Origin of the sequence: Xanthomonas indica (assembly GCF_040529045.1) — a bacterium.
GTDB lineage: Bacteria > Pseudomonadota > Gammaproteobacteria > Xanthomonadales > Xanthomonadaceae > Xanthomonas_A > Xanthomonas_A indica.
The window spans coordinates 3,437,238-3,455,614 of the sequence record NZ_CP131914.1; the positions used below are offsets into that span (position 1 = coordinate 3,437,238).

17 protein-coding genes are annotated in these 18,377 nt (G+C 69.7%); 9 read left to right on the forward strand and 8 right to left on the reverse strand.

Annotated elements, in window-relative coordinates; translation table 11 throughout:
• Positions 1-66: 66 nt before the first annotated feature.
• Entirely contained in the window at positions 67-285 is a 219-nt protein-coding gene (locus Q7W82_RS14920; protein WP_242160477.1) for a cold-shock protein, read from the reverse strand.
• Between the two features lie 238 nt (positions 286-523).
• Here Q7W82_RS14920 and Q7W82_RS14925 point away from each other — a divergent pair, with 238 nt between their 5' ends.
• Positions 524-1,009 carry a DUF456 domain-containing protein gene (locus Q7W82_RS14925; protein ID WP_242160478.1) on the forward strand — a complete coding sequence of 162 codons (486 nt, stop codon included), beginning with the start codon at positions 524-526 and terminating at the stop codon, positions 1,007-1,009.
• A 142-nt stretch (positions 1,010-1,151) separates the two neighbouring features.
• Positions 1,152-2,303 carry a phospholipase A gene (locus tag Q7W82_RS14930; RefSeq protein WP_242160479.1) on the forward strand — a complete coding sequence of 384 codons (1,152 nt, stop codon included), beginning with the start codon at positions 1,152-1,154 and terminating at the stop codon, positions 2,301-2,303.
• Between the two features lie 248 nt (positions 2,304-2,551).
• On the opposite strand, the gene Q7W82_RS14935 is transcribed toward Q7W82_RS14930, so the two are convergent.
• From Q7W82_RS14935 to Q7W82_RS14950, 4 genes are all read right to left on the reverse strand, one after another.
• Entirely contained in the window at positions 2,552-4,606 is a 2,055-nt protein-coding gene (locus Q7W82_RS14935) for a TonB-dependent copper receptor (RefSeq protein WP_242160480.1), read from the reverse strand.
• A gap of 35 nt (positions 4,607-4,641) precedes the next feature.
• Positions 4,642-5,046: a DUF2946 family protein gene (locus Q7W82_RS14940; protein WP_242160481.1), complete on the reverse strand. Its 405-nt coding sequence runs from the start codon at positions 5,044-5,046 to the stop codon at positions 4,642-4,644.
• A gap of 368 nt (positions 5,047-5,414) precedes the next feature.
• On the reverse strand, positions 5,415-6,050 hold the full coding sequence (locus Q7W82_RS14945) for a glutathione S-transferase family protein (RefSeq protein ID WP_242160482.1): 636 nt from the start codon (positions 6,048-6,050) through the stop codon (positions 5,415-5,417).
• A 109-nt stretch (positions 6,051-6,159) separates the two neighbouring features.
• Positions 6,160-7,680: a fumarate hydratase gene (locus Q7W82_RS14950; RefSeq protein ID WP_017912810.1), complete on the reverse strand. Its 1,521-nt coding sequence runs from the start codon at positions 7,678-7,680 to the stop codon at positions 6,160-6,162.
• Positions 7,681-7,781: 101 nt separating this feature from the next.
• Between Q7W82_RS14950 and Q7W82_RS14955 the strand changes: the two genes are divergently transcribed.
• The 3 genes from Q7W82_RS14955 to Q7W82_RS14965 all read left to right on the forward strand — a co-directional run bounded on the left by Q7W82_RS14955 (position 7,782) and on the right by Q7W82_RS14965 (position 10,440).
• Positions 7,782-8,660: an RNA polymerase sigma-70 factor gene (locus Q7W82_RS14955; protein ID WP_242160483.1), complete on the forward strand. Its 879-nt coding sequence runs from the start codon at positions 7,782-7,784 to the stop codon at positions 8,658-8,660.
• An 85-nt stretch (positions 8,661-8,745) separates the two neighbouring features.
• A complete protein-coding gene (locus Q7W82_RS14960) occupies positions 8,746-9,186 on the forward strand; it encodes a carboxymuconolactone decarboxylase family protein (protein WP_242160484.1) in 441 nt (146 codons plus the stop codon).
• Between the two features lie 351 nt (positions 9,187-9,537).
• Positions 9,538-10,440, forward strand: a complete 903-nt coding sequence (locus Q7W82_RS14965; protein ID WP_242160485.1) for an arginine deiminase-related protein — start codon at positions 9,538-9,540, stop codon at positions 10,438-10,440.
• Between the two features lie 114 nt (positions 10,441-10,554).
• Here Q7W82_RS14965 and Q7W82_RS14970 read toward each other — a convergent pair whose 3' ends face one another.
• Positions 10,555-10,815, reverse strand: a complete 261-nt coding sequence (locus tag Q7W82_RS14970; RefSeq protein ID WP_242160486.1) for a hypothetical protein — start codon at positions 10,813-10,815, stop codon at positions 10,555-10,557.
• Positions 10,816-10,964: 149 nt separating this feature from the next.
• Here Q7W82_RS14970 and Q7W82_RS14975 point away from each other — a divergent pair, with 149 nt between their 5' ends.
• From Q7W82_RS14975 to Q7W82_RS14985, 3 genes are all read left to right on the forward strand, one after another.
• Complete coding sequence (locus tag Q7W82_RS14975) at positions 10,965-12,848, forward strand: ABC transporter ATP-binding protein (RefSeq protein WP_242160487.1); 1,884 nt, start codon at positions 10,965-10,967, stop codon at positions 12,846-12,848.
• A gap of 28 nt (positions 12,849-12,876) precedes the next feature.
• A complete protein-coding gene (locus Q7W82_RS14980; RefSeq protein ID WP_242160488.1) occupies positions 12,877-13,275 on the forward strand; it encodes a hypothetical protein in 399 nt (132 codons plus the stop codon).
• A 104-nt stretch (positions 13,276-13,379) separates the two neighbouring features.
• A complete protein-coding gene (locus Q7W82_RS14985; protein ID WP_026143480.1) occupies positions 13,380-14,159 on the forward strand; it encodes a ferredoxin--NADP reductase in 780 nt (259 codons plus the stop codon).
• Positions 14,160-14,351: 192 nt separating this feature from the next.
• On the opposite strand, the gene Q7W82_RS14990 is transcribed toward Q7W82_RS14985, so the two are convergent.
• The gene (locus tag Q7W82_RS14990) at positions 14,352-14,843 is read right to left on the reverse strand and encodes a glutathione peroxidase (protein ID WP_242160489.1); all 492 of its coding nucleotides are present in this window, start codon (positions 14,841-14,843) and stop codon (positions 14,352-14,354) included.
• 326 nt (positions 14,844-15,169) lie between these two features.
• On the opposite strand from Q7W82_RS14990, the gene Q7W82_RS14995 reads away from it, so the two are divergent.
• Positions 15,170-17,356 (forward strand): M3 family metallopeptidase, encoded by a 2,187-nt coding sequence (locus Q7W82_RS14995; protein ID WP_242160490.1) that lies wholly within the window; start codon positions 15,170-15,172, stop codon positions 17,354-17,356.
• 180 nt (positions 17,357-17,536) lie between these two features.
• On the opposite strand, the gene Q7W82_RS15000 is transcribed toward Q7W82_RS14995, so the two are convergent.
• Positions 17,537-18,322, reverse strand: a complete 786-nt coding sequence (locus tag Q7W82_RS15000; protein WP_242160504.1) for a hypothetical protein — start codon at positions 18,320-18,322, stop codon at positions 17,537-17,539.
• Between the last annotated feature and the right edge of the window lie 55 nt (positions 18,323-18,377).

Consider the following 18,377-nt stretch of genomic DNA (forward strand, 5'->3'; position numbering starts at 1 on the left):
ACGCAAAAAGGCCCGCACTGCGGGCCTTTTTGCTGCGCGTGGCGCGACGCGGCGCGCGACGGCGACTCAGAGCGGCTGCACCGCGTCGGCCTGCAGGCCCTTCTGGCCCTGCACCACGGTGAAGCTGACCTTCTGGCCTTCCTTCAGGCTCTTGAAGCCCTGGGTCTGGATGGCGCGGAAGTGCACGAACACGTCTTCGCCGTTCTCGCGGCTGATGAAACCGAAACCCTTGGCATCGTTGAACCACTTCACGATGCCGTTTTCGCGATTGCCAGTACCGTTCATGATCGACTTACTCCTTGGAACACGTCTCAGGGGTGGGTACGCCGGGGGTGCGGCGGCTGGTTGCAAGGAGGAAGCGAGGTATAACGATGTAGCGGATCGATGGATCTACCGCATCAGGCCACGATTCACGGTGACCTTTGCAAACGCAGCGGCTGCAACTTACCCCGGCCAAAATGAAAATGCAATCATCAAAAAGACCCCATCTGTCAACCCCCAAACTGCCCCCGCGGTGAGCCACATGGACCCTGCGTTCATCTATTACCTGTGTGCCGGGCTGCTGGTGTTGGTCGGGCTGGCGGGGGTCGTGCTGCCGGCCCTGCCGGGGACGCCGCTGATGTTCGCCGGGTTGCTGCTGGCGGCCTGGGCCGACGGCTTCCAGCGCGTGGGCTGGCCGACGCTGACGGTGCTGGGCGTGCTGACCGCGCTGTCGCTGCTGGTCGACCTGCTGGCCACCGCCTTCGGCGCGCAGCGCGTCGGCGCCAGCCGCAAGGCGCTGTGGGGGTCGGTGCTGGGCGGGATCGCCGGCATGTTCTTCATGCCGATCGGGCTGTTCGTCGGCCCCTTCGTCGGCGCCCTGGTCGGGGAATACTGGCACGGCCGCGAACTGCGGCAGGCGACCCGGGTCGGGGTCGGCACCTGGCTGGGGATCGTGCTGGGCACCGCCGCCAAGCTCGGCCTGGCGCTGGCGATGCTTGCGCTGTTCGCGGTGGCCTGGGTGCTCTGAAGCAGCACGCCTGAAGACGGCGTCGCGGCGACAGCATGAACGTGTGATGACCCTGTTGTCGTCACTTCCTGTATTTTCGCTGCCGGCCATTTACCCCGGCAGCGCACCACCCGCCCGCGCCGCCCGTTGCAGCGAGAACCGCATGTCCCACCGCCAGGTCCGTCCCCTGTTACTGCTGTCGATCGCGGCCGTGCCGCTTGCGCACGCGCAGGAAGTCCTGCCCACCCCCGCCTCGCCGGAAGCCTGCGTGGCCATCTCCAGCGATGCCGCCCGCCTGGCCTGCTACGACCAGGCACTGTCGCGCCGGACCGCCGACCCGCAGGCCGCCGACGCCGCGGCGCAGGCCGCCAGCGAACGCCAGAAGCAGAAACTGGACGCGACCCTGCCGGAGGACGCCGGCGTCGCCGAACGCGCCCGCCAGCGGGCCGCGGCGATCTTCAAGGAGGATCGCTACGACAGCACCATCGCCAATGCCGGCAAGGGCTCGCTGCTGGACAGCCGCTGGGAACTGGCCAAGGACTCCAAGCTGGGCACCTTCCAGTTGCGCGCCTACAAGCCGGTGTACCTGCTGCCGGCGTTCTGGACCAGCAAGAAGAACGAACTGCCGTCCTCGCCGAACCCGGCCAACACGGTGACCACCGCCGAGCCGCTGGACAGCGTGGAGGCGAAGTTCCAGCTGAGCTTCAAGACCAAGATCGTGGAGAACATCTTCGGCGACAACGGCGACCTGTGGGGCGGCTACACCCAGAGCTCGCGCTGGCAGGTCTACAACGCGGAGCAATCGCGGCCGTTCCGCGAGACCAACTACGAGCCGGAACTGATGCTGGTGTTCCGCAACAACTACAGCCTGTTCGGCTGGAAGGGGCGGATGACCGGCATCCAGCTGACCCACCAGTCCAACGGCCGCAGCGATCCGCTGTCGCGCAGCTGGAACCGGGCGATGCTCAACATCGGCCTGGACCGCGACAACTGGGCGCTGGTGCTGCGCCCCTGGTACCGCATCCCGGAGAGCCGCAAGCAGGACAACAACCCGGACATCGAGGACTACATGGGCCGCGGCGACGCGACCCTGATCTACAACCGCAACGGCCACGAGGTGGCGCTGATGGCGCGGCACTCGCTGCGCGGCGGCGACCGCTCGCACGGCGCGGTGCAACTGGACTGGGGCTTCCCGATCAGCAACCTGCTGCGCGGCCATGTGCAGGTGTTCGACGGCTACGGCGAAAGCATGATCGACTACAACCACCGCGCCACCTACGTCGGCGTCGGCATCTCGCTGCTGGAGTGGTTCTGAGCCGCCACGGCTGAGCGACGCGCGCGCCGCCCAGCTGGGCGTCGCGCGCGCTGGCCATGCGTCCGTCGCGCACGACAGCGCGGAGTGCCGCGTTGCTGCGGCCACGGCATGCGCAAGCTGACTTCATAGTTTTTCGCGCACGCGCGGTCGCGATGCGCGCTGCACATGGGGCCTCTTCGAGGGCGCGTCGCCGCCCCACTCCGACGGCGGCGCAGCCGCCACGCGACCGCGCCGCGCTCGCCGATCGCTCAGAACCGGTAGTTGCCCTTCAGCCACAGGTTGCGGCCCGGTTCGGCGATGCGCACCGGGTCGGCCGGGAAGCCGAAATCGGCGCTGCCGGCCAGGTTGAGATGTTCGCTGTAGCGCCGGTCGAACACGTTGTCGATGCCGGCGCTCAGCCGCAGCCCCTCGCTGACCCGGTAGCCGCCGCTCAGCCCCAGCGTGGCGAAACCGGCGCTGCGGCCGAGGTCGCGGCCGACCACGTTGCCCTGGTCCAACGCCACCCGACCCTGCCGCGCAACCGCGCGCAGCAGTGCCCCAGCCGACCAGCGCTGCCCTTCCCACTGCACCTGCAGCCGCGATTCCAGCGGCGGCATCTGCGGCAATGGCGTGCCGTCGCTGCGGTTCTCGCCCCAGGCATAGGCCAGCGTGCCGCCGAGGGTCAGGCCCGGCAGCGGCTGCCAGTCCAGTCCCGCCTCGGCGCCGGCGATGCGCGCATCGACGTTGTCGACGCGAGTGGTGGTGCCCATCATCCCGCCCTCGGCATAGGTGAACAGGATGAAGTCCTGCACCCGCCCGGCGTAGGCGGAGACCCAGCCTTGCACGGTCGCGCCGCGGTACTGCAGGCCGAGATCGAGCTGGGTGGTGCGCTCCGGGCGCAGCCCGGCGAAGGCGTTGGCCGCGCCGCTCGGGCCCATGTCGGCGGAAAACAATTCCCAGTAGTCGGGCATGCGTGCGCTGCGGCCGAGGCCGGCATACCAAACCGTGTCGGCCGAGAGGGTGCGCTCCACGCGCAGGAAGACGCTGCCCAGGTCTTCGCGGCGCGTCTGTCCGGCGGTGGGATTGGGCATGCCCATCATGCCGACGCTGCGGCGGGTGTCCTCGACCTGCGCGCGGTCCAGGCGCAGGCCGGCGATCCAGCGTTGTGCCGTGCCGGCGCCGAAGGTGGCTTCAGTGAAGGCGCCCAGGGTGTCGAACCGCGCATCGGTCCGCCACGGCACGCTCCGGTACATGCCCTCGCCGCTGGCGCTGCGGTCGCGGTGGCGGCTTTGCTGGGTGTCGAGGCCGGCCTGGACCACCACCTGGTTCCAGCGCCACTCCGATTCCACGCGCCCGCCGCGGGTACGCCGGTCCACGTTGGAGGCCATCGGCATCGGCATCGCCGACTGCGGATTGGGCCGGCGCAACGTGTAGTTGTCCATGACGTGGTCGGCATCGTTGACATAGGCATTGGCGCGCAACGCCTCCCAGGCGCCGGGCAGATCGGTGCGCTCGAAGCGCGCGGCATAGCTGGTGCGGCGGAACTGGCTGCCGTCCATGCTGCGCCCGGCATAGCGCGCCAGGCCATCGCCGCTGCCGGCGGAGAACTCCAGCACGGTGTCCGGGTCCGGGGTCCAGCCGACCGCGGCATCGGCATTCCATTTGCGCCAGCGCGAGGGCACCACCGCGCCATCGCCGTCGCGGTAGTCGCCGGACTCGGAGCGGTTGGCGTCCACGCGCGCGTAGCCGCTGCGGTTGCCGCCGCGCAGATCGAGGTTCTGGTCGTTGCGGTTCCAGGAGCCGACCAGCGCACTGGCCTCGCCTTGCAACGTCGGCACGGCGTAATGCGGGGTGTCGCGCTCGAAGCGCACGGTGCCGGCGGAGGCGCCGGGCCCCCAGCGCACGGTCTGCGGGCCCTTGACGATGGTGAGCCGGTCGAAGGTTTCCGGGGCGATGTAGGACAAGGCGTTGTCCATGCGCGCCGGGCACGCCCCGATCAGGGTGCCGTCGTTGCTGAGCACGTTGAGGCGCGAGCCGAACATCCCACGCAGCACCGGATCGCCATTGGTGCCGCCGTTGCGGATCGCGGCGAAGCCGGGCACGGTCTTCAGGTAGTCGGCGCCATCGCTGGCCGGCACCGGCTGCCGCGGCAGCTTCGGATCGACCGTCCAGGTCAGCGGTGCGACCGGGGCGGTGGCGGTCACCTGCATCCGGTCGAGGGTGGTGGCGTCGGGCGCCTCGGCATGGCCGGACGCGGGAAACAGACTGGCGAAAATGCAGCACGACAACGCCGCCCGCGCGGGCGACGGCAGGAACTGGGACATGGATTGGACTCCAGAAAAGAACGGCGCCGGCGCGCCTAGCGCACCGGAAGCAGGAGGGCGTTCTGGAGATTGAGTGGCGGTCCGCGCGCGGCGTGCGCGCGCCAGCGCACGGCGGCGTGGATGCGATGACGCAATGGCGTCGCGGTTGCAGGCGCGGGCAGCGCAGCGGCTAGCAGCAGGACGATCGCCAGCCACGGCAACAGCCGTGCGGCGAGCAGGCAGTAGTCGCAGGCGGCGTGCGCCGAGCCATGGTCGCGCTGCACGCCCGACGCGTCTTCGTGGCCGGCGTGGACGGCGCCGTGCTGCGGCTGCAGGTCGGCGTCGGCCTGCAATCCGGCCGCGGTGCACAACGGCACCGGCAGCGTCGCCGCCTCGAGCAGGCGGCTGGCCACCGGCGCGACCACCAGCAACAGCGCGGCCAGCAAGGCGGGCCAACGCATCAGGCGGCGCAGTCGGGCGGGAGCACGGAGGAAAGACACCAGGCGATTCTAGGCGGCAGAGCCGGCGGCGGGCCGACTGTGGTGGCGGGTGCGACAACGTGACGCAGGACGGCGACGCCCTGCGTCGCTCAGCGCTACCCGGCGCTTCCATGCGCGAGGCACACCACGCGAACGGTCAGCGCGCCTGCCTTCGATCCATGGGTCCTTGGTTTCGATTCCCAGGGCGCAGGCCAGGAAAAAGCACGCGTTAGTGCAGCGTCCGCGAGCGCCTGCGCGTTGTCCTGGGACGAGGACAGGGAAAACACGGTCACCGACGCTAGACAACGCTGCGGCCGCTGACGTCCGACGCGGCGCCTGTGCGCCGCCACTCACATCCAGTCGGTAATGCCTTCCCGCCGATAGGCTTCGTGGAACGCCGGGCGCGCCTTCATCCTGTCGGCCAGCGCCTTCAGCGCCGGCCAGGTGTCGGTGGGCCGCGGCATGTTGCGCGACCACCGCATCAGCATGACCAGCACGAAGTCGGCGGCGCTGCAGTGTTCGCCGAGCAGATAGGGGCCGCCCTGCTCCAGCTGGGTCGCCACCTCATCCCAGGCCTTTTCCAGGAACGCGCGGGCGTTGGCGCGCACGTGCTCGGCGTTGTCGGCGCCGGCCGGTTCGTCGGCGTAAAACCAGGCGCGGTAGGCCGGCATCAGGGTGTAGGCGCCGAACAGCATCCAGCGGTAGTAGGCCGCACGCTCGGGCGTGCCCGGCGGCGGCGCCAGGCCGGCATGCGGATAGAGGTCAGCCAGATGCATGGCGATGGCGACCGATTCGGTCAGCACCTGCCCGTCCAGCACCAGGGTCGGCACCCGCCCCTGCGGGTTGATCGCCAGATACTCGGGACTTTTTTGCTCCTGGCGCTCGAAATCGAGCATGCGCAGTTCGAAATCGACCTGCAGTTCGATCAGCAACCAGTGCACGACGAACGAGGCGGTACTGGGCGAACCATAAAGCACGATGGACACGACGCTTTCCCCGGAGGTGGAACCAGCGCCGATTATTGCCGCGACGCCGGCGCGCCGCCAGCGCCGCGCGGAACGCCGGCATCCTCGCCGGCGTTCGCGCCGCCGCCGATCAGGCCTCGACCACCACCGGGATCTTGCCGATGCGGGCCTGCCACTCGCGCGGGCCGGTCTTGTGCACCGACTCGCCGCTGGCATCGACCGCCACGGTCACCGGCATGTCCTTGACCTCGAACTCGTAGATCGCCTCCATGCCCAGGTCTTCGAACGCCAGCACCTTGCTGGCCTTGATCGCCTTGGACACCAGGTAGGCCGAGCCGCCGACCGCCATCAGGTACACCGCCTTGTTGTCGCGGATCGCGGCGATCGCCGCATCGCCGCGCTCGGACTTGCCGACCATGCCCAGCAGGCCGGTCTGCTCCAGCATCTGCCGGGTGAACTTGTCCATGCGCGTGGCGGTGGTGGGGCCGGCCGGGCCGACCACTTCGTCGCGCACCGGATCGACCGGGCCGACGTAGTAGATGAAGCGGTTGGTGAAGTCCACCGGCAGCGTCTCGCCGCGGTTGAGCATGTCGATCATGCGCTTGTGCGCGGCGTCGCGGCCGGTCAGCAGCTTGCCGTTGAGCAGGATGGTCTCGCCCGGCTTGAAGCTGGCAACTTCCTCGCGGGTGATGGTGTCCAGATTCACCCGGCGCGCATTGGTCGGGTTGTAGGTGAGCTTGGGCCAGTCTTCCAGCGAGGGCGGATCCAGCATCACCGCGCCGCTGCCGTCCAGGGTGAAGTGCGCATGGCGGGTGGCCGCGCAGTTGGGGATCAGCGCCACCGGCAGGTTGGCGGCGTGGGTCGGGTAGTCCTTGACCTTGATGTCCAGCACCGTGGTCAGGCCACCCAGGCCCTGCGCACCGATGCCCAGCGCGTTGACCTTCTCGTACAGCTCCAGGCGCAGTTCCTCGGCACGGTTGGACGCACCGCGGGCCTGCAGGTCGACGATGTCGATCGGCTCCATCAATGCTTCCTTGGCCAGCAGCATCGCCTTCTCGGCGGTGCCGCCGATGCCGATGCCGAGCATGCCCGGCGGGCACCAGCCGGCACCCATGGTCGGCACGGTCTTGAGCACCCAGTCGACGATGGAATCGGACGGGTTGAGCATGGCGAACTTGCTCTTGGCCTCGGAGCCGCCGCCCTTGGCCGCGACGATGACGTCGACGGTGTCGCCGGGGACGACCTTCACGTTGACCACCGCCGGAGTGTTGTCCTTGGTGTTCTGGCGCTTGCCGGCCGGGTCGGCCAGCACCGAAGCGCGCAGCTTGTTGTCCGGATGGTTGTAGGCGCGGCGCACGCCCTCGTTGACCATGTCCTCCACGCCCATGGTGGCGTCGTCCCAGCGCACGTTCATGCCGATCTCGAGGAACACGGTGACGATGCCGGTGTCCTGGCAGATCGGCCGGTGGCCCTCGGCGCACATGCGCGAATTGATCAGGATCTGCGCGATGGCGTCCTTGGCCGCCGGCGACTGCTCGCGCTCGTAGGCCGCGGACAGGTTCTTGATGTAGTCGACCGGGTGGTAGTAGCTGATGTACTGCAGCGCGTCGGCGACGGACTGGATGAGGTCTTCCTGCTTGATCGAGGTCACGGCTGGCTCTGCGGCTGGCGGGGGGAAACCCGCCCATTTTAGGGCAAAGTGGCGGCCCCGCCCGCTGTCACGCCGGTACGCCCTGTTCCGTCCTGGTCGTCATGACCCACGATCCGACCTTCGAATCCCACCGCCCACGGCTGTTCGGCCTGGCCTACCGCCTGCTCGGCAGCCGCGCCGACGCCGAGGACACCGTGCAGGACGCCTGGCTGCGCTGGCAGGCCAGCGACCGCGGCGCGATCCGCGACCCCGAAGCCTGGCTGGTGACCGCCACCACCCGGCTCGGCCTGGACCGCCTGCGCGCGGCGCGCAGCGCCCGCGTCCACTACGTCGGCCCGTGGCTGCCCGAACCGCTGGAGATCGCCGACGCCGCCGACCCGGCCGAGCGCCATGACCGCACCGAACAGGTGTCGCTGGCGTTCCTGGCGCTGCTGGAGCGGCTCGGCCCGCACGAGCGCGCCGCGTTCCTGCTGAAGGAGGCGTTCGACTACGACTACGCGCAGATCGGCCGCACCCTGGAGCGCAGCGAGGCCGGCTGCCGGCAACTGGTGCACCGGGCGCGCGAGCGGCTCGGCCAGGGCCAGGCGCGCTTCGCGGTCACGCCCGAGCGCCACCGCCAGTTGCTGGAGCGCTTCCTGCACGCCTCGCAGCGCGGCGACCGCGCCGCCATCGCCGCCCTGCTGCATGCCGACGCGCAGTTGCGCTCCGACGGCGGCGGCAAGGTCACCGCCAGCCTGCGCCCCTTGCACGGCGCCGAGCGCATCGGCCGGCTGTACTGGGCCGTGGCGCGGCGCAGCCTGGGCCTGCAGGCGCGGATCGGCACGGTCAACGGCGAACCGGCGATCCTGCGCTTCCTGGGGCCACGGCTGCACTCGGCGACGGTGCTGGTGATCGACGGCGAGCGCATCGCCGAGGTGCTGACCCTGATGAACCCGGACAAGCTGCCGGTGCCGGTGGCGCCGCCTGCCGCCGACGACTGACCTGCGCCGGCGCTGTCACGCCGGGACGCGCCGCCGCGTCCTGGAGGGGAAGGCGGCCATGGTGGCCGCCATGCTCGGACCCACCATGCCTTTCCACCGCATCGACTACACCCGCCACGAACCCGAGGCGTACCGCGCCCTGCTCGGCGCCAGCCAGCAGGTCCACGACGGCACGCTCGGCAGCGCCCTCACCGAACTGGTGTTCCTGCGCGTCTCCCAGCTCAACGGCTGCGCCTACTGCATCGACATGCACGCCACCGCCCTGCGCCGCGCCGGGACCGAGCCGCGCAAGCTCGACACCCTCGCCGCCTGGCGCGACAGCCGCTTCTTCGACGCCCGCGAGCGCGCCGCGCTGGACTGGGCCGAGGCGCTGACCACGCTGCCCGCCGGCGCGCCGCCGCAGGCCGTCTATGACGCGCTGGCAGCGCAGTTCGATCCGGCCGGGATCAGCGCGCTGACCATGGCGGTGGCGGTGATCAACGCCTGGAACCGGCTGGGCGTGGGACTGCAGCCGGCACTGCCGTAAAGGCGCTGCGCGCTGGGATTGGGGATTGGGGATTGGGGATTGGGGATTGGGGATTGGGGATTCGGATTCGGATTCGGATTCGGATTCGGATTCGGAGGCAGGATCGCGTAGTCGGCAAAGATGCCTGGCGCATCAAAACTCCCGGATGCTCGCCGCTGGACGCACGACCACGCACGCCAACGCCAGGCAGGCCCACAGCGTGCGCGGTTCTGCTTGCACGGACCCCACCCCAGTCCCGAATCCCCGGCTTTTCAGCAGCCGAATGGCTGATCATCCCGCAACACGTCCACCGACATGTCCTCGCAACACGGCGCCGCTAGCGTGGCGCGCATCTCAACGCGGAGCGCGCGCATGATCGAGAACGTCCTTGCTGGCGGCCTGGCCGAGGAGACCGACCTGGCCCTCGCGTCCCCCGAGCCGCAGTTCCACACTGGCGCCGGCCATCGCCACCGCCTGCTGATGTGCGCGCCGCAGCACTTCGCGGTGGACTACGTGATCAACCCCTGGATGGAAGGCAACGTCCACGCCGCCAGCCGCGAGCGCGCGCAGGCGCAGTGGAACGCACTGGTGGCCGCCGCCGAGGCGGCAGGTGCCCGCGTCGACTGCATCGCCGCGGCGCCGGGCCTGCCGGACATGGTATTCAGCGCCAACGCCGGCCTGGTGCTCGGCGATCGCTTCGTGCCCAGCCGCTTCCGCCACGCCGAGCGCCGCGGCGAGGAAGCCTTGTTCACCGCCTGGTGCCGCCAGGCCGACCTGCGCATCCGCGAACTGCCGGAACAGGTGTATTTCGAAGGCGCCGGCGATGCGCTGCTGGACCGCGGCGCGCGCCGGCTGTGGATGGGCCACGGCCACCGCAGCGACCTGGCCGCCGCGCACGAACTGACCGACCTGCTGGACATCGAGGTGGTGCCGCTGCGCCTGGTCGACGCACGCTTCTATCACCTGGACACCTGCTTCTGCCCGCTGCGCGACGGCTACCTGCTGTACTACCCGGCCGCGTTCGATGCCGACGCGCAGCAGGCGATCGCCCAGCACATCCCCGCATCGCGGCGCATCGTCATCGGCGAGGCCGACGCCCTCGCCTTCGCCTGCAATGCGGTGGACCTGGACGACACCCTGCTGCTCAACCGCGCCTCGCCCGACCTGTGCGCCGCCCTGGCCGCGATCGGCTACCGCGTGGTGCAGACCCCGCTGGACGAATTCCTCAAGGCCGGCGGCGCCGCCAAGTGCCTGACACTGCGGCTGGACGAATAAGCCGAAAGAGGCCCCCGCCGCGATCAGCCCCTCTCCCACCGGGAGAGGGGTTGGGGTGAGGGTGCGGGACGCGCATGACACGGCCGGCGCACCGGACAGCCCGCGCCGCCCCCATCAGCCTAGACCGAGAACCGCATTGAGCACCTCGCGCCACACCTGATCGAGGTCGATGCCGCCGCGGCCACCGAACAAGCGAAACACGCTGTAGCCGATCGCGAAGCCGACATACGACAGCGTCAGCACCACCATGACGGCGTTGCCCCACCACAGCAGCGCGGCGGCGAACAGAACGAAGACCGCGCAACCGAGCAGCTCGCGCCGCGATGGCAGGTGCGCACCCACGGGGGCGACGATAGGCGCGACGGGATCGGACATGGCAACAGCCTCGGCGGGACATCGACGAGACTAACCGACGCCTCGCCTTCGGAGGTCGCGCGCCAACCACCCGGGTCAGCGCCGGTGCAGCCGGCGCCCCGGCGCGGCCCACACTCCCCGCCCACACCCGCCCCCGGCACAATGCGCTGATGGCATCTTCTTCCCCTTCTCATGGCGGCGCCCGCACCGCGCCCCGCACCGGCCCGAGCCTGCGCGAGCGCTTCGACGCGATGCGCAACCTGCCGCCGTTCCTGCGCCAGATCTGGCAGACCAGCCGCTGGCTGACGCTCAGCAGCATCGGCTTGCGCGTGGTCCGCGCGCTGCTGCCGGTGGCCTCGCTGTACGTCGGCAAGCTGATCATCGACGAGGCGATCCACCTGGTCGGGCAATCGCCCGGCTTCGACGCGCTGGGCCAGGCCCTGGCCAGCGGCCGCCTGAACCGGCTGCTGGAACTGCTGGCCCTGGAACTGGCGCTGGCGATCGCCTCGGACCTGCTCGGGCGGCTGGTCAGCTATGCCGACACGCTGCTGTCGGAGCTGTTCAACAACACCACCAGCGTGCAGTTGATGGAGCACGCCGCGCAACTGGACCTGGAGGATTTCGAGGATCCGGAACAACAGGACCGGCTGGACCGCGCGCGGCGCCAGACCATGGGCCGCATGAACCTGATGAGCCAGTTGTTCGGCCAGGTGCAGGACGCGATCACCGTGGTCAGCTTCGCGGTCGGCCTGCTGGTCTACGCGCCGTGGCTCATCGCCCTGCTGGCGGTGGCGCTGGTGCCGGCCTTCATCGGCGAGGCGCACTTCAACGCGCTGGGCTACTCGCTCAACTTCCAGTGGACGGCCGAGCGCCGCCAGCTCGACTACCTGCGCCAGCTCGGCGCCAGCGTCGAGACCGCCAAGGAAGTGAAGATCTTCAACCTGCACAACTTCCTGATCGCGCGCTACCGCGCCCTGGCCGACCGCTACTTCCAGGCCAACCGCGCGCTGGCACGCAAGCGCATGCTGTGGGGCACGCTGCTGGCGGCGCTGGGCACGCTGGGCTACTACGGGGCCTACGGCTACATCGCCTGGCGCACCGTGCGCGGCGACTTCAGCATCGGCGACCTGACCTTCCTGGCCGGCAGCTTCCTGCGCCTGCGGCAGTTGCTGGAGGGGCTGCTGATCGGCTTCTCGCAGGTCGCCGGGCAGGCGCTGTACCTGGACGACCTGTACTCGTTCTTCCGCATCGTCCCGGAGATCCGCACCCGCCCCGGCGCGGTGCCGGTGCCGCGACCGATCGTGCAGGGTTTCGTGTTCGATAACGTCGGCTTCCGCTACCCGGACGCCGAGCAATGGGCGGTGCGGCACCTGGACTTCGCCCTGCGCGCCGGCGAAGTGCTGGCCCTGGTCGGCGAGAACGGCGCCGGCAAGACCACCCTGGTCAAGCTGCTGGCGCGGCTGTACGACCCGGACGAGGGCCGCATCCTGCTCGACGGGCGCGACCTGCGCGACTACGACCTGGACGACCTGCGCGCCAACCTCGGGGTGATCTTCCAGGATTTCGTGCGCTATCACTTCAGCGCCGGCGAGAACATCGGCGTCGGCCAGGTCGACGCGCTGGACGATGCCCCGCGGATCCGCGCCGCCGCGCAGCGGGCGATGGCCGCCGAGTTGATCGACGGCCTGCCGCAGGGCTACGCGCAGGTGATCGGGCGCCGCTTCAAGACCGGCGTGGACCTGTCCGGCGGGCAGTGGCAGAAGATCGCCATCGCCCGCGCCTACATGCGCGACGCACAGGTGATGATCCTCGACGAGCCGACCGCCGCGCTGGACGCGCGCAGCGAGTTCGAGGTGTTCCAGCGCTTCAAAGAGCTGTCCGACAACCGTACCGCGGTGCTGATCTCGCACCGCTTCTCCAGCGTGCGCATGGCCGACCGCATCCTGGTCCTGGCCGACGGCCGGATCGAGGCCAGCGGCACCCACGACGAACTGATGGCGCAGGGCGGCCGCTACGCGGAACTGTTCGAATTGCAGGCCGCTGGGTATCGTTGAGCCTGGTCCGCCCCCTCCCGACGCCGCCATGCTCCGCACCCTGCTCTGTCTGTTCGCCGCCGCCCTCGCCGTCCCGGCCGTTGCCGCTCCCGCCGCGGACACGCCGGCGCCCTCCGACTACGCCGCGGCCAAGGCCCTGGCCGACCGCGACGAGGCCGGCCTGCCGGCGGCGATGGAGGAACGCCTGCAGACCCTGCAGCGCGCGGCGCTGGACGAGGGCGTGGCCAGTTGCGCCACGCCGCGCCCGGACACCTCGCCGTTCACCGTGGTGGTGCAGGTGCAGGCCGACGGCAGCGTCGGCGCCAGTTGGCGCAACGGCACCACCCCGCTCGCGCTGTGCCTGGAGCGCTTCCTGCGCCAACGCCCGCTGCTGGCGCCGCCGCAGGCGCCGCTGTACCTGTCCTACGAGGTCTCGTTCGAGAAGTGAGCCGCTTCGCCAGGATCGGCACGGCACCACAAATGAGAGTTGATCTCATTTGAACCCGCATGGGGTAGAATGGCCGCCGTTCCTTCCCCATCACGATCAACGGCATGTCTTCCGCTTTTGGCCCCGAAACGGTGCTCGATGTCCGCCACTGGACCGAGGACTACTTCAGCTTCACCACCACCCGCAACGACGGCTTCCGTTTCGACAACGGCCAGTTCGTGATGATCGGCCTGGAGACGGAGACGCGGCCGCTGCTGCGCGCCTATTCCATCGCCAGCGCCAACTGGGAAGAGCAACTGGAGTTCTTCAGCATCAAGGTGCCGGACGGCCCGCTGACCTCGCGCCTGCAGCACATCAAGCCCGGCGACTCGGTGCTGGTCGGCAAGAAGCCCACCGGCACCCTGCTGATCAGCGACCTGCACCCGGGCCGCCACCTGTACCTGCTGGGCACCGGCACCGGCCTGGCGCCGTGGCTGTCGGTGATCAAGGATCCGGAAACCTACGAGCGCTTCGACAAGGTGATCCTCACCCATGGCGTGCGCTTCGAGAAGGACCTGGCCTACCGCGACTATTTCGAGAAGGAACTGCCGCAGCACGAGTTCCTGGGCGAGACCATCCGCGAGAAGCTGCTGTACTACCCGGCGGTGACCCGCGAGGACTTCCGCAACCGCGGCCGCCTCACCGAATTGCTCGAGAGCGGCGAGATGCAGCGCACCCTGGGCCTGCCGCCGCTGAATCCGGAACATGACCGCGCGATGATCTGCGGCAGTCCGCAGATGCTGGCCGACCTGCGCCACACCCTGGACGCCCGCGGCTTCGTCGCCTCGCCGCGCATCGGTTCGCCGGGGCATTACGTGTTCGAGCGCGCGTTCGTCGAGAAGTGACGGGGCTGCATTTCTCCCGTCGTAGGAGCGGCTTCAGCCGCGACGGGCGTTACCGGTAAAGGTCGCGGCTGAAGCCGCTCCTACCGGCATAAGCGACACGGCGGCAGGTCAAAGCGAATAGTGGCGAAATATTGTGGGAGGGACTTCCCACAAGAGCAGCGACCGGTACCCGCAGCTACCCCAGTTACCCACTTACCCCAGCGCCCGCTCGATAGCGTCGGCCAGCGCTTCCGGCTTGTCGGTCGGCGCATAACGCGCCAGCACCTGGCCATCGCGACCGACCAGGAACTTGCTGAAATTCCACTTGATCGCGGCGATGCCGAGCAGCCCGGATTTCTGCTGCTTGAGCCAGCGCCACAGCGGATGCGCGCCGTCGCCGTTGACCTGCACCTTGGCGAACATCGGGAAATCGATGTCGTAACTGAGCGAACAGAACTGGCGGATTTCCGCGGCATCGCCCGGTTCCTGATGGCCGAACTGATCGCAGGGAAAGCCCAGCACCACCAAGCCGCGATCGCGATAGCGCTGCCACAGCGCCTGCAACCCGGCGTACTGCGGCGTGAAGCCACACTTGGAGGCGACGTTGACGATCAGCAGCACCTTGCCGGCGTACTCGGCGAGCGGCTGCGCCTGTCCATCCAGCGTGGTCGCGGTGAAGGCGTAGGCGGTGGTCGGCGTATCCATGTGGATCCTTGAGGCGCGGCGCGCCGCTGCGGCGCGGGTTCGGCGCGATGCTACGCGGTGGCCGCAGGCATCGCCAACTGCCGGCCCTACGCGCGCGTCCGCGTCGCCCGCACGGATGAATACAACACGCTGCCAGCGCCCCCCATATGCGCCTGCACCGACTCATAGCGGTGCCGGAGAGCGCACTGCATCAACGTTCACGCCAGATGCCGCAAAGCCTCGAGCAACACGCGCAGATGCTGCAACGCTCCCATGGCTTTCGTCACGGGTCACGCCTGCCGGCCTGGGGTAGCCTGCCGGATCACCACGATTGCGGATACCGCTTGATGACCTCTCGCCTCGCCCTTGCCCTCGCCGCCACGCTCGGACTCGCCATGCCCGCCTACGCCGCTCCGGCCACCACGCCCACCGCCACCACCGCGGCCACGCAGGCCAACCCGTTCTTCGCCGAAAGCCCGCTGCCGCTGCACTACCCGCAGTTCGACAAGATCAAGGACAGCGATTTCGCGCCTGCGTTCGACGCCGGCATGGCGCAGCAGCTGAAGGAAATGCAGGCCATCGCCGATCAGACCGCCAAGCCGACCTTCGACAACACCATCGTGGCGATGGAGAAGAGCGGGCAGGTGCTGGATCGCGCCACCACCGTGTTCTTCAACCTGGTCGGTGCCGACACCAACGACACGCGCAAGACACTGCAGGCCGAGTACGCCGGCAAGCTGGCCGCGCACCGCGATGCGATCGCGCTCAATCCCAAGCTGTTCGCGCGCATCCAGACGCTGTACGACACCCGCAACCAGCTCGGCCTGGACGCGGAAGGCGTGCGCCTGATCGAGAAGTACCACAGCGACTTCGTCCGCGACGGCGCCAAGCTCGGCGACGCCGACAAGGCCAAGCTCAAGGCGATGAACGCCGAACTGGCCGAGCTGGGCACCAAGTTCAGCCAGAACGTGCTGGCCGAAGTGAACGCCGCGGCGGTGGTGGTGGACGACGTCAAGCAGCTCGACGGCTTGTCCGACGCGCAGATCGCCGCGGCCGCCGAAGCGGCCAAGGCGCGCAAGCTCGACGGCAAGTACGTGATCGCCCTGCTCAACACCACTGGCCAGCCGCCGCTGGCCCAGCTCAAGGATCGCGCCCTGCGGCAGAAGATCTACGAGGCCTCGGTGTCGCGCGGCAGCCACGGCGGCCCGTACGACAACACCGCGCTGGTATCGCGGATCATGACCCTGCGGGCCGACCGCGCCAAGCTGCTCGGCTACCCGAACCACGCCACCTACTCGCTGGAAACCCAGACCGCCAAGACCCCCGAAGCGGTCAACGCCATGCTCGGCAAGCTGGCGCCGGCCGCGGTGGCCAACGCCAAGCGCGAGGCCGCCGACCTGCAGGCGATGATCGACCAGGAGCAGAAGGCCGCCGGCAAGCCGAGCTTCAAGCTCGAAGCCTGGGACTGGGCCTACTACACCGAGAAGGTGCGCCAGGCCAAGTACGACTTCGACGAGTCCCAGCTCAAGCCCTACTTCGAACTGAAGAACGTGCTGGAAAACGGCGTGTTCTACGCCGCCAACCAGGAGTACGGGCTGACCTTCAAGCAGCGTACCGACCTGCCGACCTACCGCGACGACGTGCTGGTCTACGACGTGTTCGACGCCGACGGCAGCCAGTTGGCGATCTTCATCGCCGACATGTACGCGCGTGAATCCAAGCGCGGCGGTGCCTGGATGAGCTCCTACGTGTCGCAGTCGGCGCTGACCGGCGACAAGCCGGTGGTCGCCAACCACCTCAACATCCCCAAGCCGCCGGCCGGGCAACCGACCCTGCTGACCTGGGACGAGGTCACCACCGCGTTCCACGAGTTCGGCCATGCGCTGCACGGCATGTTCTCGAACGTGAAGTACCCCTACTTCTCCGGCACCAGCGTGCCGCGCGACTTCGTCGAGTTCCCCTCGCAGGTCAACGAGATGTGGGCCGACGATCCGGCCATCCTCAAGCACTACGCCAAGCACTACCAGAGCGGCGCGCCGATGCCGCAGGCGCTGCTGGACAAGGTGGTGGCCACCGCCAAGTTCAACCAGGGCTTCGCCACCACCGAGTACCTGGGCGCGGCCATGCTGGATCAGCGCTGGCACCAGCTCAGCCCCGGTCAGGTGCCGCCGGCGTCGGGCGTGATGGACTTCGAGGCCAAGGCGCTGGCCGCCGACGGCATCGCCTACGCGCCGGTGCCGCCGCGCTACCGCACGCCTTACTTCAGCCACATCATGGGCGGCTACGCGGCCGGCTACTACGCCTACATCTGGTCCGAGGTGCTGGACGCCAACACCCAGCAGTGGTTCAAGCAGCACGGCGGGCTGAGCCGCGCCAACGGCGACCGCTTCCGCAAGACGCTGCTTTCGCGCGGCGGCAGCGTCGATGCGATGCAGCTGTTCCAGGACTTCGCCGGGCACGCCCCGCAGATCGAGCCCTTGCTGGAGAAGCGCGGCCTCAACGCCGCGCCGGCCACCACGCCCAGCGCCCGCTGAGGCGCGCCGCGGCACGGCCCATGCGGCCGTGCCGCCCGCTCGCGGCAACAGCGCAGCACCTCCACCCGCGACCAACCGCATCACCCGATACGCACGACGCCCGGCTCAGCCGGGCGTCGTGTTTTTCAGCCTGCCGTCGCGATGGCGACGCGTGTTGCGTCGCGCGCGGCCGTCGGCGGCTTACTGGCTGTCGCTGGAGGCGTTGATGCTGGCACCCACCGACGCATTGCCGCTGGCCTGCCCCTGCGCCTGACCATGGCCGGCCTGCGCGCCGCCCTGGCCGCCCGCACCCGCCTGACCCGACACCGACCCGCCGTGCGTGCCCGCGCTGTGCGACGCGCTGCCACTGGCCGCACCGTTGGCACTGCCGCTGCCGGACAGGGCCGGCACCGTCGGCAGGCTGCCGCCGCTGGCGGCGCCGTTGCCGCTGCCGCTGCCGGCCGCGCTCGCCGCACCCGCAGCGTTACCGGTCACGCCATCGACTGCACCGGCGACACTGCCGGCGGTCGACACCGCCGTCGCGGGGTTGGCCGCGCTGGTCGCCGCGCCGAGCGCGCCGTCGGCCTGGCCCATCGCGCCGGCGGCCGCGCTGCGTGCCGCCGCACTGCCGCTGGCGGCCGTATTCCCGGCCAGCGTGCGGCCCTCGTTCACCGCGGCGCCGGCAGTTTGCGCCGCGCCATCCGCAGTGGCGGCGCCACGTGCCGCCGCCCGCTGCGCCGCCATGCGCGCACGCTGCGACTGTTGCTCGATCCCGCTGCGCGCGCGGTCCAGCGGGACTCCGGCGTCCAGGCGGCCGGCGCCCATGCCGTTGCCCCCGAGGCTGCCGCCGCCCAAGCCGCCCAGGGTGCCGTTGACCGCACCGCCCACGCTGCCCGCACCGCCCAGCACCTGCGCGCCGGCCACACCCGGGGTCAACGCCACCGACGCAACCAGCACCGCGCTCGCCAACAGAGTCTTGCCGTTCATCGCGTTCTCCTCGTGTCGCCGCAGGCCATCTGCGGCTCTCATCTGGTCCTACGCA